General features: G+C 54.5%; 14 protein-coding genes. All 14 read left to right on the top strand.

Annotated features, from left to right (window positions below; all coding sequences use genetic code 11):
• Positions 1-73 precede the first annotated feature (73 nt).
• Positions 74-1,204: a phage capsid family protein gene (locus DV711_RS06130; protein WP_114694727.1), complete on the top strand. Its 1,131-nt coding sequence runs from the start codon at positions 74-76 to the stop codon at positions 1,202-1,204.
• Positions 1,205-1,273: 69 nt separating this feature from the next.
• Positions 1,274-1,654 (top strand): hypothetical protein, encoded by a 381-nt coding sequence (locus DV711_RS06125; RefSeq protein WP_114694726.1) that lies wholly within the window; start codon positions 1,274-1,276, stop codon positions 1,652-1,654.
• Complete coding sequence (locus tag DV711_RS06120; RefSeq protein WP_114694725.1) at positions 1,654-2,280, top strand: phage adaptor protein; 627 nt, start codon at positions 1,654-1,656, stop codon at positions 2,278-2,280. Before DV711_RS06125 ends, DV711_RS06120 begins: the two co-directional genes overlap by 1 nt.
• The gene (locus DV711_RS06115) at positions 2,273-2,887 is read left to right on the top strand and encodes a phage adaptor protein (protein WP_114694724.1); all 615 of its coding nucleotides are present in this window, start codon (positions 2,273-2,275) and stop codon (positions 2,885-2,887) included. The genes DV711_RS06120 and DV711_RS06115 overlap by 8 nt, the downstream gene beginning before the upstream one ends.
• Before the next feature lie 45 nt (positions 2,888-2,932).
• Positions 2,933-3,409, top strand: a complete 477-nt coding sequence (locus DV711_RS06110; protein WP_114694723.1) for a hypothetical protein — start codon at positions 2,933-2,935, stop codon at positions 3,407-3,409.
• Positions 3,409-4,005 carry a hypothetical protein gene (locus DV711_RS06105; RefSeq protein WP_114694722.1) on the top strand — a complete coding sequence of 199 codons (597 nt, stop codon included), beginning with the start codon at positions 3,409-3,411 and terminating at the stop codon, positions 4,003-4,005. The genes DV711_RS06110 and DV711_RS06105 overlap by 1 nt, the downstream gene beginning before the upstream one ends.
• Positions 4,005-4,553 (top strand): hypothetical protein, encoded by a 549-nt coding sequence (locus DV711_RS19550; RefSeq protein ID WP_207802543.1) that lies wholly within the window; start codon positions 4,005-4,007, stop codon positions 4,551-4,553. The genes DV711_RS06105 and DV711_RS19550 overlap by 1 nt, the downstream gene beginning before the upstream one ends.
• A 5-nt stretch (positions 4,554-4,558) precedes the next feature.
• Positions 4,559-5,386 (top strand): hypothetical protein, encoded by an 828-nt coding sequence (locus tag DV711_RS06095; RefSeq protein ID WP_114694721.1) that lies wholly within the window; start codon positions 4,559-4,561, stop codon positions 5,384-5,386.
• Positions 5,386-6,918 carry a hypothetical protein gene (locus DV711_RS06090; protein WP_114694720.1) on the top strand — a complete coding sequence of 511 codons (1,533 nt, stop codon included), beginning with the start codon at positions 5,386-5,388 and terminating at the stop codon, positions 6,916-6,918. The genes DV711_RS06095 and DV711_RS06090 overlap by 1 nt, the downstream gene beginning before the upstream one ends.
• Complete coding sequence (locus tag DV711_RS06085; RefSeq protein WP_114694719.1) at positions 6,908-12,622, top strand: thermonuclease family protein; 5,715 nt, start codon at positions 6,908-6,910, stop codon at positions 12,620-12,622. The genes DV711_RS06090 and DV711_RS06085 overlap by 11 nt, the downstream gene beginning before the upstream one ends.
• A 62-nt stretch (positions 12,623-12,684) precedes the next feature.
• Complete coding sequence (locus tag DV711_RS06080; protein ID WP_114694718.1) at positions 12,685-12,978, top strand: hypothetical protein; 294 nt, start codon at positions 12,685-12,687, stop codon at positions 12,976-12,978.
• Entirely contained in the window at positions 12,975-13,361 is a 387-nt protein-coding gene (locus DV711_RS19770; protein ID WP_114694717.1) for a D-Ala-D-Ala carboxypeptidase family metallohydrolase, read from the top strand. The genes DV711_RS06080 and DV711_RS19770 overlap by 4 nt, the downstream gene beginning before the upstream one ends.
• Positions 13,358-13,564, top strand: coding sequence for a hypothetical protein (locus DV711_RS06070; protein ID WP_114694716.1), 207 nt, complete (start codon positions 13,358-13,360; stop codon positions 13,562-13,564). The genes DV711_RS19770 and DV711_RS06070 overlap by 4 nt, the downstream gene beginning before the upstream one ends.
• Entirely contained in the window at positions 13,564-15,186 is a 1,623-nt protein-coding gene (locus DV711_RS06065) for a hypothetical protein (RefSeq protein ID WP_114694715.1), read from the top strand. Before DV711_RS06070 ends, DV711_RS06065 begins: the two co-directional genes overlap by 1 nt.
• Positions 15,187-15,221: the final 35 nt, after the last annotated feature.

Raw genomic sequence — 15,221 nt, 5'->3', positions numbered from 1 at the left:
AGTGAGCTTTGGCTTGCCGGTTTTCGTGCCTGCCTTTGCTCGGAATTACTAATCCCAATGAGGATTTGCAGAAATGGCATTGACCAATTTTGCTGCGCTGACTACTGAGCAGAAAACAGCGTGGGCAATGGACCTGTGGCGTACCGCTCGAAACCAGAGCTTCGTGATGAAGTTCACCGGTAAGGGCCACAACTCCCTGATCCAGCGTATTACCGAACTGACCAAAACCGAGAAGGGTGCCCGCGCAGTAATGACGCTGCTGGCTGACCTGACTGGAGATGGTGTTGTTGGTGACTACACCCTGGAAGGCAACGAGGAAGAGATCAAGGCATACGACACCGTTGTCCAGATCGACCAGCTGCGTAACGCTAACCGACTGAAGGGTAAGCTGGCGGACCAGAAGTCCATCGTTAACTTCCGTAAGTCTAGCCGCGACGTACTGGCCTACTGGCTTGCGGACCGTATCGATCAGATCGCGTTCCTGACCCTGTCCAGTATCCCGCTGACGCAAAAAACCAATGGCGCGCTGCGCCCGGTTAAAGCGACTGGCCAGAACTTCTCCGATCTGGAGTTTGCTGTTGCTAGCCCAGCTCCGTCGACCAACCGCTCCGTTTACCTGACCAGTGCAGGTATCCAGAACGGCACCGGCTACGATGCTACCGACGGTTCTCTAGGCCACATCCGCTACCAGGATATCGTGAACCTGCAGGCGCGAGCTAAGGATGAGTACATCCGAGGCATCAAGACCGGCGATGGTGAAGAGATTTACCACATGTTCGTCACCCCGCAGGGTATGGCCAAACTGAAACTGGACCCGGATTACATCGCCAACGTTCGTAACGCTGCGACTCGCGGCACCAAGAACGCGCTGTTCGCAGGCTCTAACAGCGTGATGGTCGATGGCGTGATGGTCCACCAGTTCCGCCACGTGTATTCCAACGAAGGCGCAGCCAACGGTGCGCGGTTCGGCACCACCAACGGGAACGACGTTGGTCAGCGGGCTCTGTTCTGCGGTGCACAAGCACTGGGTATGGCTGATCTGGGTGTACCGGGCTGGTTCGAGAAGGAGTTCGACTACGACAACCAGGCAGGTATCCGCATCGAGAAGATGCTGGGCTTCCTGAAGCCGCAGTTTAAGGGTAATCCGCTTCGCCCGGACAGCCTAGAAGACTTCGGCGTCATTACCGTCGACACCGCGCTGTAAAAACACGGCGGGAGGGCAGCGACCTCGGTTGTTGTGCCTCCCGTTTTTCCCTGTCCCCGAGGAATGATCATGTCTACCCCCCAACTGTTTGTTTCCCCTGTTGACCGTCAGATTGTGCTGGAAGGCACCGGTATCACCGCGCGTTTTGAAGCCGGTGTCCCGCGCCCGCTACGCAAATCCATGATTAACACTGCTATTGCACAAGGCATCCTCAAGCACGATCCGAACATCGATCTGGCTGCGCTAACTCCACAAGCCGTACTAGACGATGATGAGGATCTTGCTGACGACGGCATCCAGCGAGCTATCGCGGAGCTGGTTTCTGGTGGTAATCCGGATGATTTCAGTAAGAGCGGAAAGCCCCACGTAAAGTCAATTGAGCGCGTCCTCTGTCGTGATATCACCGCAGGTGAGCGTGACGCTGCTTGGGCTGAGTTCGAGGCTGAGTAATGACCACAGCGGGTGCGCTAATCGAGAAAATTCGGCATATCCTCCGCGACCCTTCCGGGGTCCGCTGGCAGGAGCCCGAGTTGCTATCGCACCTGTCCGCTGCTCAGCTACTTATCGCCACCTTGGCTCCAGAATCGGCATCGAAGGTTACTGAAGTTACTCTGGTGGCTGGTGCCGAACAAACTCTCCCTGCAGACGGGCGTTCATTTGTGCGGGGCTTGCGTCTACCCACCGGTGCTTTTGTTCGGCAGGTAGAAAAGCGAATCCTTGATGAAGCCTTCCCGAATTGGCAGGCAGAGAGTGAATCGGCAGCGATCAAGCATACGATGATCGCCCCGAAGCGGAAGATGTTTTACGTTTATCCGCCTGCGGTTGCAGATACCAAACTCGTCGTTGAATACCTGGCTGTGCCGTCAGCGCTGAACGCGTCTTCTGCCTTGTTGAGTATCGCGGATGAATATGCCGACGCAGCAGTCCATTATGCGCTCTTTCTCGCCTTCACCAAGGATTCGGATGATCCTGGGCAGTTGGCCCGAGGTGAGGTTCATAAAGGCTTATTCACCTCCTCGCTCAACGGCGCTGCTGGCGCTGAAGTCGCACTACATGAGGCGGTAGAGAATGAGTAAGCCACTCGGCGACTTTATCCCTTTCATCGCACCGTTCGTTAACGGTTGTCCCGACCCGCTTATTGAGCGAGCGGTCCGTCATGCGGCTATTCGTTTATGCGAGCGGTCAGCCTGTTGGCGCGCCACTTTACCTGCCATCGATACCGTTGCAGGGCAGGCAGCATACGCAGTGACGCCTCCAGAGCAGAGCAAAGTTGCGCGCATTCTTTGGGCGAAGCTGGAAGGCAAAGAGCTGGAAGGAGCCACGGATGATGGGCTTCTTGCTACCGAGTTGAGCCGACCAGAGTACTACTATTGGTCGACGGCTGAGTTTATTCTTTCCCCAGTTCCATCGCAGGGCACAACAGCAGCGTTGCTTATTCGTGCAGCGTTAAAACCAACACTAGATGCATCAGAACTCGACGCGGCTATAGCCGATGAATACCACGATGGATTCGTGCATGGCGCCCTGAACGAGCTGCTGTCCATGCATGAGGCTGAATGGGCGAACTTAGCCTTAGCGACCAGCTATGGAGCTATGTTCCAGAATGAGATCAATCGCGCTCGACGGAAAGCAGAAACAGGTGACTCCCGCATCACTCGCACAGTTGCGTATGGTGGGTTTTAGCCTAACCGCGTATAATTATTAGCACAGCTAATAAATAGGTGGTTTATGAACTGGGCTGAAAAATACTTATCTTGGGCGAACAATGACAGTGCGGCTGCTCAGTTCCTTTCCCATTTTTTCGAAGTCATGCAGGGCATGGATGACTTCGCCGACAACGACCAGTTTACTGGTGAAGTGGGAGAGCGTGAGCGCCTCGCTGCTCGAATGATCGGGGTCATGCTTATCGAGATCCCCGAGAACCCCTTCTATCGGGCGAATGAAGGTGCACTCCGCCCCGTTTTTGCTGTGCTTCTCCACCAATGGTCGCTCGCGAATAAGCTAGCGCGGTCTAATCGGCAACAAGACCTCGTCTTTGCTTACGTCCTTCGTACGATCAGTATCCAAATAGCTACAGTCGTAGCGCACCTTACTGGAGGCTTTGATCACGCCAACCGAGTTACAGAAGAGGCGTATGCCACTTTTTACGAGACCGATCCTGAAACTTTGGAATCATGGGTCGCTGAACAACAGGAGATTACCTGATGGGGTGCGGGCCTAAAGGGAACAAGCAACAGGAAACCTCGCAGGAAAAAGCGCAGGCAGAAGCTTCCCGCGAACAATACGATATTTCCCGTGAAATCCGGGATGAGGTTGAGCCTAGGCAGCGTGAAATTGGTCGCCTAGACCACACCGAGATGCTTCGGGGGCGTAATTCGGCTGACGTCGCTCAAGCGAACCGCAGTTCTACGCTGGATTCCATCCAAGCGGGTGGCGGAACGGTACGGGACGCGGGGGTAGAGCAATTAGGATTCGCTAAAGCAAAAACCGTCGGTGATGTCTCAGCGCGGGAAACAGCACAAGGCATTAAGGACAACGCCCGTCTTGATTTGGTAAGGCAAGGGCAAGGACATGCGACATCGGCCCAGTCGGGTATGCAAACTGCCGCAAAAATTGCGAACAGGGAAGCCCAACATACGGCAGCGTTAGCCGCCGATGATCGAGCTTTTAAGAAGCAGGCAGTGATGTCGCTCGGCATGGCTGGTGCATCTGACTATATGGCTTATCAAGGAGCGGCTAAGGCCGATCCTGGCCGATACAAAAATACGTCCTGGGGCTTCGGTTCTTGGAGGGGTGTGTAATGGGGAAAGCGTCCGATACTTTCGCGTCGATCACTCGGGATGAGTGGGCAGAGTGGAAGGAGAAGTACCTGCCCGGCATGAAAGAGCTGCAATCGGAGATAGGCCGAAGCCGATATGCCGAGGACGCAGCCCAATATAGTGACGAGAATTCTGCCCTGGCAAAAGGTGTTGAGGAGCGGAATATTTCTCGCTTTGGTGTGAACCTCTCTGCTGCACAGCGTCGCTCTATGTCTCGTCGGACAGCAATCGGTAACGCATCTACTAAAGCAGACGCGGTGAATAACGCACGTGTCGCTGAGGTCGAGCGGGACTATGCCATTGGAGCGGAGATCCTAAACCTATCCCGAGAAAATACATCGCAGTCTATGCAAGGTCTTGGCTTTGCCGCGCAAGCGGAGAAGAACCGGGAAATGTATAACCGGCAGGCTAAACAGCAGCAGAAACAATCACAACTAGGTGGCGCGATGAGCGGAGCAATGATGGGGGCCATGGTTGGAGGCCCCATGGGCGCGGCTATCGGCGGCATTGCAGGTTTTGCTTTAGGGTAAGGGTTATGGCGCAGAACATCATCGGGCAGGCTATCGCTGATGCTCATAATTTCCAGTCGTTGATGAATAATATTGAGGACCGTGAGTATGCGAAGGCGCAGAGAGAGCTTGAGAAGGGCTATCGCGCTGCTGCTGCCTTGCAAGAAGCAATCATGGCTGACCCCCGCTATAAGGTTATCGAAGACCAGCCGGTCTACGACCCGAAAACCAACAAACAAGTGGTGGACTCTAGCGGTCAGCCTGTATTTGAGCGCGTGGTAAGGACCGACTGGAACGCAGCTGTTGCGGATCATTCGTCGGAGTTCGCTAAACACCTAAACACGCCAGCGATTCAAGAGTTTTTTGCCAGCCGGAACCCTAACGTGGACTCGCTGGCTGGGTTCGAAAAAGTAAAGAACCCGCAGACAGGACAAATGGGCCTTGTTGTTAACCTTAAAATGAAAGACGGCTCGATCAAACCGGCTTCAAGCCTTGGAGGCACTAACGACAACATCCCCATTACTGGTGGCGATCTGGTTATGGACCTGCTGAGACAGAGCCATTCATCCCTGAAAGACTATCGCGATCCCCAGCTGTTGGCTTATGGCGCAGATGCCGCTGGATTCTCGCACCCGCAATACAAGGTCAAGCACCCACCCAAGAAGCCGGAAGACAACAACGAGCCACCAACGCTACAGCAGTTAGCTCCAGGAGAGCGGGTTGCCCAGGTTGATCGCGTTCAGCCACTCGATCTGAAGACAGCGAACGAGCTTGGGGCAACAGCCAAGGTTAATGAACGCCCTGGTGGTTATCGCCCGCGTATTGGCGCAGCGGCTAAGGGAGAGCGCTTCTAATGCTAGTTTTGAATACAGCGGACCCACGGCAGAAGTCACTAAACGATGCGCTTGATCGAGGTGAGATCACTTATGAGCAGGCCGAACGTGTCCTAACAGACATTGAAGCTGCGGATAAGCGGAAGGTTTCCGCGCACACTAACCAAGAGCAGGGTCGTTGGAGACAAGCTTCCGCTCGCCAGAGCGCTGTACCAAGCATTACACCCGAAAAAGAGCAGTTAGTGTTAGGCACTGCTGCAGATCGGGGCGCTCAAAGCGCTCGGATCAAGGAGTATCTTGACGCTAACCCAACCCCCGGTGCGCTAGCGGATAAGATTCTTCCGAGACAATCAGATGTCGAAGCGCGGTCAGCGATCCAGGCGTTTGATCAACGCGAGGCTAAAAAAACTTCGCAGTCCATGGCAGCCACGCATGTTGAGCCTCAGAGCCCGCAAAAGGTTGAGGCTCCTGAAGCGGGCGGCCCTAATTGGGTGAAGCAGTCTACCGACTATATCCGTCAAGTTGCAGCTGGTGAGGGTCAAAAGGCTGAGACGGTAACGCAGAAGCAGCGAGAGTTTGCAGAGAAGTATCCTGACCATCCGTCTTCCGCCGCTATCCGAAAAAAGCTCGAAGCGTCACCCGCTTCATCCAACCCAGGATTGGAACTGGTTCGCGCTAGTGGGGAACCGGTTAAGAACCCCTCAGTGCAGCGAGTTACTGCTGAGATGGACCCTGAATCTTCAGCAGCTAAACAAGCAGTCGCCAGTCAAGTCTCCCTCGGGCGAGCATTGCGGGACCGCAGTTTGAAGAACCGGGCTGCACGGGCAGGCGTAGCCGCTGCGATGCTGCGTTATGGCCTAGCCGATTTACCGGCAGCTGAACGCTTCGCCAAAACTGGCAGCTGGTCTCAAGCGGCGAAAACATCTATTTCGATGAAAACTATCGAGGGGGACGACGGCTACTTCCATGTCCTGAAGTACGACAAGTCAACTGGCGCCTACGCCACAGAGCGACTTGATGTGAAGTGGAAGACCAAATCAGACAGATCGTCCGGTGGCACTCCCCCAGCCGAAAAACGATTTAATGATCTTACTAAGCAAGCAGTTCAGAGCCTCGGCGTCGTATTCAAAGGTAAAGGGCGGAACGCACCAACCCACTGGAATACTGAGAACCAGGTCATCGCGAACTTCCGTGAGTTGATTACTTCTAACACAGCGCTCGTTCGTCAGCAGTATGGCGTGAACCTACAGTCGTTAGACCGGGAAACCCTTGGTGCGTTGGCGCGAGATTGGCATTCGGACAATAAGCGTAACCGAATTGAAGACTCCGGCAGCTGGTTTCTATTGAAGCTTGATCAACACGGTCTCATTAACAATAGTTTGGCCGTCCCAAAGCCTAGTAAACAGGTGCTCCAGGATACTCGGTTCGTCGTTGGTAAAGATGGCCAGCAGTATGACGTCGATGCCATCGTTAAAGCGGGTAATGGGGAGTACACCCACGCCCAGGTGATTCAGCAAATGCAGCGGAAAGGGATTATCGATTATGGGAATTGAGCAGCTGGTTGATGAACAAGTCGCTTCCCAACGATCTACCGCCGCCGATTCAAACGCGGCGGTTGCTTCAGCCATTGACGTTGCGTTGGACTCTGGAAAGTTCAGCCGCCCTTTAGATTCAGGTGGCGACCATACCTACGACGGTGACACCAATGTTGATGGCGGCGAGCGTATCCGCTCGCCACGCATTGATACCCCTGAGATTAAGGTGTCCGGTAGTCCGCACCCGCAGGCGTATGCAGTTGAAGCGAGGAATCGTCGCCAAGAGCTGCTGGCAACAGGTCGTTTTATTCGTCAGCCATCGGGTCAAAAAGGGCGCTACGGTCGAGCGCTAGACGAGTATGTTGACCCTGAGACCGGCGAGACTCTCGATGACGTTCTGATTGCAGAGGGTTACGCACGCCCAGACTATGCCGGTCGAGATGATGACCAAGCCCAGTTAGCTGCACGAATCGCCGAGTTAGAGTATCGCGAAACTGGCTCGTTACCGGTGTTTGATGACCAGGCTGATCCAACTAGCCTTCGTCATACGAAACCGCGTTCTTCGACAGATAATCGCAATCCATTTACTCGTGCAGTCCATCGCGGCACGGATATGATGCAGGCGACCAATTTCGCCACCATGAATGCTTTCGGGAATCTGGTTGGTGCTGACGTCATTGCCGAGTGGGGCGAAGAAGGCATTATCCGTAACCTACGCGAAGCTGCTGAAAGCCCACCGGAAATAGCGACTACTGATGACATCCAAACCTTGGGTGACTTCGGTATGTTCTGGCTTGAGGCACTGGGCGAACAGCTTCCTAACTTCGCTGTTGACGCACTTGGCGTTGCGGCGGGTGTTGCTACGCTTGGTGCGGCGTCCATTCCCCTAGCCACACGGGCCGCCCTCGGCAAAGCCATGAAGGCAAAGCTGGGGGATAAGGTCTATTCCGCTTACGTTCGTAAGGCAATGAAACGTCGTGTTGACCTCGCCGACACAAAGGTAGGGCGGGAGTTGGCTGGCGAGGTTCTCCCTGGCGCTAGAGCCGCTGCGTTAAAACGCGGGGGTAAAGCGGGGGCAGTCGGTGCGATTTATGGCCAAGTCGCTGGTGAAAGCCGCATCACTCAGCTTGAAGAGGGCGTCGATGATCCAATTGCTGCTTTAACAGCGGGCATACCGAAAACGGCTCTCGAATATGCGTCCTTACGGTTGCTATTGGGCAAAGCGGCGGAATCAGTTGGCGTCAACCCCTCGTCCTTTGCTGAGCTTGTGGGACTGACAGGCAAGCGACTTGGTGTCAGTTTTGCGGGGGAGGGGTCAACAGAGGCACTCCAGCAGGTAACGGATTTTGTCGCCCTAGAGTTATTGAAGGGCAATGAATATGACTTAGTGTCTGATGATAATCTGCACGAAACGTTTGAGGCATTCATTAAAGGGGGGTTAGTCGGCGGCGGTATCAGCGGGCTTACTTCACTCGCAGGCGGTGGATACCGGATGCTGGCAGGTGCTCCTGAGAACACTGCTCCTGGGATCGAGCGACAGTATCAGTTGGAGGATCAGACAGAGCCCCCTAAAGGTCAGATGGAATTTGATCTTGGGGAGCCTGGTGGCGAGGTGGAGCAATCCCATGTTGAGCCTGTCTCTAATGAATTGCCCTTCTCACCAGAACAGCAGATCGATTTACCGCTCCCTCCAACTGATGCGGAGCTGGGCGATATGGTTCTTGAGATGCAAGGGCTACAGCAACGTGTTGCCAGTGAGGGTGTGACTCCCCAATTGAGTGAAGATTTGACGGCGTTGATGGGGCGCCTCCAGTCGATGCAGCAACAGATCGCCGCGCAAGATCAGATGGAGAGTCGTCAGCAGCACCAGCAGGTTCGCCAAGAGGGGTTAACCCCCACACCAAATCCAGAAAAGAAAGAAGCCGCGTTAGACGCGGTGGAGCACCGGGTTCCGTCTGAGGTCTACGCGGCGGAGAAGAGCGCGGTGGAGGCTAATTTCGGAGATGCTGACGCTCGGATCGTGGGGCGTGAACTTCGCACTGACGCTAAAAGCGGTCGGGAGTATATCTCAGAAATCGCTTATGGCGATGGGATCGAGGGCTGGCCGGTCGACCCTGAAACTGGCCTGGGAATGTTGGTGTTTAATCACCCCTCGAAGCCTGATAAGCCGCTTTCAGACCACGTTGCTGCGCTGAACGAGAAAGGCAACCCTAAAGGCCGGTTCTATACGCTAAGCCCTACGGTCATTCGTGACGGCGACAAACAGCCAGTCCAATACATCTTGGAACATCGGATTCAGTCTGCTTCTCAGCCCGATATTGCCGTGGAATTGTCCGACGGTTCACAGACCACTGAAACCGGGCACTTTGATTCGGCATTCGCTCAGGCGCGAAAGGTACGGCACAACAAAGCTCAATTTAGTTCCGCCGACGGGGGCTCAACAAACGTCGCTATGCTGCCGTTAGTGTTGGCTGCGCTAGATGTTGATTCGAACTCAACGGGCGCTGAGGTTGGTGGCCAGCAGCGTGTGAAAAACGCTGTGGCTCATGCGCTCACTTACCTGTTCGACCGGCATGGTTTGACCCCTGTAGGCGGAGAATTGTCGGCGGATACGCTTGTCTTTAAGCAAGGTGATCGTGAGGTTCGTTTTGGCGACTTAGCTGCACGCCGTAAGTCAGCAAAGGTAAACGCGGCGCTTAGCATTGCGACGAAGCATCGCGAGAAGAATGCTCGTGCTGCTGAGCAGAATGAATGGTCTCCACCAGAGCGAGCGGCTGAAGGTAAAGGTGACGCACAGCAGGTCGGAACCGACGACCATACGTTTGGCGACCAAGACAAGAAGCCGGTCAAGCGAGACATTGCCGGTGATCCCATCACCTACAGCACCAGACCGAAGAAAAAAACACATTCGCGCCCCTGGCAGTACAAGACTCCTATCCCTGCGGGGGTAAAGTGGAGCAAGTTCGAAGGTGTCATCGCTATCGGTGATACTGTAGGGAAACTGGAGCAGGAGTTCATCGCCAAGGCTATGCGGCTAGGCAAGTTAACAATGCCGGTTGTGTTAGCTGATGTACGTGGCTTCCAAGCAATGGCCAAGGCCAACATGGTTCCATCGGCCCGCGCGACGATGGCGCTTAGCGCTATGAAGGCAGACGCAACCATTCGGGCTCGACTTGTACCGAATGGGGACCATTTCGTTGTGCTTGTTCGGCCTGTAAGCAAAGGTAAAGCCGAGAGCTACCAGCGCGGCGCGCGCGTTATGGAGATCGCTCATGAGCTGGGCCACATCTACTATGACCGTTTACGCCAGGATATTAGCGCTGCTGATGTTGGCCGGTTGAAAGGTGCATACACCAAGGCTGTATCCTCTGGCACGTATAAAGATGGTCAATTTGAAGAATGGTTCGCTGACCAGGTTGCGCGACAGGTCCGCCGAATTTCTCTGAGCCAAAAGGCGCCTGACACATTGTTTAGCCGTATCGCTAAGCGGCTGAAAGATTTCTTTGACGGCCTCTTTGCTGATTCCCGCTTCGATGTAGTTAGCACACGTTTTGATAAATTTTTCGCTAAGGTCATTTCTGGGCGGCAGGTAGTCGATACCCAGTCCGACGCAGGCTACGGCGAGATTAAGAATTTCACGCTTGATCCGATTGTTAGCGCGGTGAGGCAGGCAGCCAACCCTGGAAGAATCCGATTGCTGGGCACTCGAATTAAACGGGCTTTGCAGCAGGGGGACTGGATTCCTTTCTTCCTTCGTACCGCTGATCGCGAGCTGAGGGGAATGGGGCCGAACGGCAAGCTTCTAGCTGATATGTTCTATCGCCAATCGAATACGGAAGCGGGCCACCCAGCGATTGGCCATGGCCTTTTCCAGCTAATTACGAACCGGTCAGGGCAGTGGCTTAATGCGCTGTCGAAACTCCAGAACTCTCTCCGTGATTCAGGGGCAACAGATGAGGAAATTGCGCTAGCGCTTCAGCGGATGCAGCGGGGCGAGTTTAATCATGCTGATGCAGTTACCCAGAAAGTGCAGTCGTTTCTATCCCGTTTTTGGGATTACGCGAAAGAAGGTGTTGCCGATCTCGGTAAGCTGACAGATGGATACTTCCCGCGCATCTATAACATGGTGGCGCTCCGTGACAACCCACAGGGGTTCAAAGAAGTCCTTCGGCAGTACTTCCCGAACATGAACGTGGACGAGGTCTACTCGGACATCATGGGGGAAGTAAACGGAGGGTTCCTAGCCCGAGCGCTTGGTCCAGGGGCTGGTGGTCGCCGGTCAAGGAATTTGCAAGCAGACGGTTTTGACGCTGCGTTAGTTGAAGCGGGATTTATCGACGCAGACCCATTACAGGCGCTAGGGCAGTATGTCCAGTCGATGACAAAACGCGTTGAGTTCGAGCGGATGTTTGGGGACTGGGGCGAGTCGACTGGGTTAGATGAACACGGTCAGCCGATTCGACGCTGGGATGGGGGAATGCGTCTCCGAGAGATGATCGGGTATTTAGGCCGAGAGGATCAAGATCGTGCCCTGAAGATCATTGACGGTTACTTTGGGCGGCTCGGCATCGATATGTCTCCCCAAGCACGGAAGCTGATGTCCGGGGTAATGGTTGCTGAGACCTACCTTACTTTGCTCTTCTCCACTTTGGCGTCACTCCCAGATGTAGTCGGCCCTATTTTACGGTCAAAGACTTTTGATGGTGCGCTTCGAGCAATTCGCGCCCAATCCCGAGCGCTGAAGGATCGCAAAGACCTAATTGCGCGGTATCGGACTATGGGTATCGTTAACCATCGTTTGACGAACCAAGCGCTGTTGGAGCAATACGGGCTTAACCATTTGTCTGGTTTTGCACAGCAATCGATGGATTGGTTCTTCCGGCATAACCTGCAGGAACAGTGGACTGATATGACGCGCGTCATGTCGTCCGCTGTGGCTGAAGAGTTCTTGGCCCACCACGCGAACAGCAGCAGTAAAGAGTCGGCACAGTACCTTCGTCAGTTGAACATTCAGGCGGATGAGATCCAGTCGTGGCAGGCTGCAGGCCAGCCCACGTGGTCGCCTAACGTTAAACAAGGGCGAGCGAAACCCGGTGGCGGTCGCTACACGGCGCAGGATGAGGCAGCTAACGCGACTGCTCGACGCGTTCAGGATGCGATTGGGCAATTCACGGATGAGTCTATTGTTCGCCCTAACGCTGCTCAGCGTCCTCTTTGGGCGAGTGACCCACGATTCATGCTGCTTTGGCACCTGAAATCATTCTTCTACGCCTACGGCAAGGTCGTCATCGGTGGGGTTTATCGGAATACGCTAGAGGCTTGGAACAATGCGAGCGGGACTCGGGCTAAAAGGGCCGCTGTAGCCGCTGTCCCGACAATGATGGCGGGCATGTTCTTACTACCATTGGCCGGTTTGGGGTTAGAGCTGCGAGAGCTGATCCAATACGGTGGGGCGCGCGCGCCCTCTGACAAAATGGATGAGGGTGAATGGCTAGCGGAGCTGATTTCCCGCGCAGGCGTTTACGGCCCGCTCGAGTTGGGTTTCAGCTACCTAGACGCTGAAGATTACGGGTCGTCAGGGGTTGTTGCCTTGATGGGGCCTGCGTTCCAGCACCTGGAAGTGTTGATGACTGATCCTTGGAATCGAAAGATCAGTCGTTCGCTTCCTGTTGTTAACCAGGTGCCTTGGCTCCGGTCTGAACTCGGTCTAAGCGACTATTAAGTGGTCGCTCAAGTCCGTGGTTGTCCTGTAAAATATAAGCACTGCTAATATTTGAGGGCTGTATGGAAAAGTCAGATCAGCGCTTAGCCGCGATGGCGGGTGAGCTTGAACGATTGAGAGATAGTCACCGTCAGCTGGAAGAGCAGATGGATCAGGATCGTCTGAGTTCCGAGGAGCGAGAGTTTATCCGTCGTCGGCTAAAAGCTGATAAGGCTATGGGGGATTTTTGGATTTCCCTTCGGTTAAAGCTCTTAGATCGAGGTTTGACGTTTGCGCTGATCGCGGCGGCTATCGGTCTTTGGGCTTTTGTTCAATACAAGATGACGGGGACTGTCCCGGAGGTACTGACGAAATGAGCTATCAGTATTTCCCCGACTATGAATTGGAGTGCAAATGCGGCTGCGGGGCAAAAGATATGGACCCGGAGTTTATGTATAGGCTAATCCGGCTCCGCGATACGCTTGGTTTTCCTTTCCCCGTAAGCAGCGCGTTTCGGTGTGCGAAACACAACCGGCGTGTCTCCCGTACTGGCATGACTGGCCCGCATACAACGGGGCGTGCAGTTGACATTCGAACCAGCGGGGAACGTGCCTGGGAGATTTTTACCGAAGCCAAGCGGTTTGGTTTCACTGGTATTGGTGTTCGCCAACACGGCCCGTTTTCCCAACGCATTGTTCACCTCGACGATCTGACTGCGCCGGAGTTTCCCCGGCCACGTATTTGGAGCTACAAAGCATGATTTCCCTAGTTAAAGTTGCGCTGTTGCAAGTTGCCAAGGCGATCTTGAAAGCGGCGCTCGATGAGGACGCCTTGAAGCCTTTTGTTGTTGATCTGCTGAAAAAGTGGGCAGAGAGCACTAAAAGCGATGTCGACGACACGTATGTCGCTAACATCGAGGCGGCTATGAAGCGTGAGAACGAACGGGTCACTAAGAAGTCCTAATGGCATATCTCCGCATTGGTTCGTTCGGCGGTGTTGTAAAAGAACTATCTCCTCGATTACTCGACCAGCAGTACGCGACTGATGCGGAAAACGTGTCGACGGAAACAGGGCAGATTGTTCCTTACCGTGACACGACTTTTAAGAAGGCTCTAGTACTCGGCTCGCCCACTTCGTTGTACCGATACACCGACAACGATTGGTTGGAGTGGGCCGAAGATGTTGATGTCGTAAAGACACCGATTGCGTTCGACTCGACGGATCTCATTGCGTTCAGTGGGCAGGATTACCCACGGATCACTCGGAATGATACGGCGTTAGGTGCGGGCAGATTGCCTGCGGCATCGTATCGGCTAGGTGTTCCGGCCCCCGATATTGTTCCCACGGTGCTCGAAACATCCCCTAGCGGAGATACTGATGCACTTGAGCAGGATCGGTATTACCTCTACACCTGGGTTGACGCTTGGGGGCGGGAAGGTCCGCCGAGCAAGCCTTCAGCTGCGGTTACTACGAAGGACGGCTCAACAGTTCAGGTGACCATGGGGCCGGTTCCCAGCGGGAACTACAATTTTGCTTCGGGTGCACTTCGCCGGATTTATCGGGCTAACACCGGCTCGAATGCGACCGTGTTTCAGTTCGTAACCGAAGTGCCTATCACTCAAACTTCCTTCGACGATACCGTACAGAATTCGGCGTTGGCGGAGCTGATCCCCTCGGTTACTTGGGACGGCCCCCCTGATGATGATGTAGCACTTTACCCCACTGGCCCGATGAAAGGGTTATGCGCGCTGCCAAACGGCGTGTTAGCGGGTTTCACTGGTCGGACTTTGTGTTTTTCCGCGCCTTATATGCCTCATGCTTGGCCAACAGATAACCGTTATCCAGTTCCGGACGAAATCGTTGCGATTGTGCCGATTAGCGCAGGACTTGCAGTGCTTACGGCAGATAAGCCTTGCGTGGCTTTGGGTGATGATCCGGGGGCTATTTCTGTTCAGCCATTGGATAAGCGCCAGGCGTGTGTTTCTAAGCGCTCTGCTGTAGACATGGGTGATTACGCAATTTACGCCTCACCGGATGGGTTAATCGGTGTTGAGGGCGGTAATGTGCGGGTGCTTACCGATGGTCTGTTGACCCGTGACCAATGGCGGGCCTACAACCCGGAACAGATCCATGCCTACCGTTATAACGGCAAGTATGTCGCGTTCACTGATACCGCCGGCTTCATTTTTACCCCTGGCAGCGATGCAGCGGTGGCGTTTATGCCGCTCTCTATAACTGCGTCTGGGGGTTACTATGATGCCGATGAAGATCAATTATACCTTCTCCAAGGTAACGAGGTTCGGGCATTCGACGCTGGTTCAGCGTTGAGCTGGACTTGGACTTCGAAGGAATTCCATCACGGTTGGGATGTGTGCTTTGCGGCAGCGCAAGTAGACGCGGTCGATTATCCAGTGGCCCTTGATATTGTGGTGGATGGCCAAACTACGCAAGTCCAAGCGTATGACCACGAGCCCTTTTACATCCCACTCTTAACCGGTCGGGATTGGCAAGTTAAGTTATCTGGCGATATGGCGGTGAACAGCGTGGCGTTGGCAACCTCATTTGGGGAACTGTCGAATGCCTGAGACTAAGATCCCGGCTATCCCCGCTGCACCTAGCT

It is taken from the genome of Motiliproteus coralliicola, from assembly GCF_003345655.1.
GTDB classification, from domain to species: domain Bacteria; phylum Pseudomonadota; class Gammaproteobacteria; order Pseudomonadales; family Balneatricaceae; genus Motiliproteus; species Motiliproteus coralliicola.
This window is presented reverse-complemented; position numbering and strand designations above follow the sequence as displayed.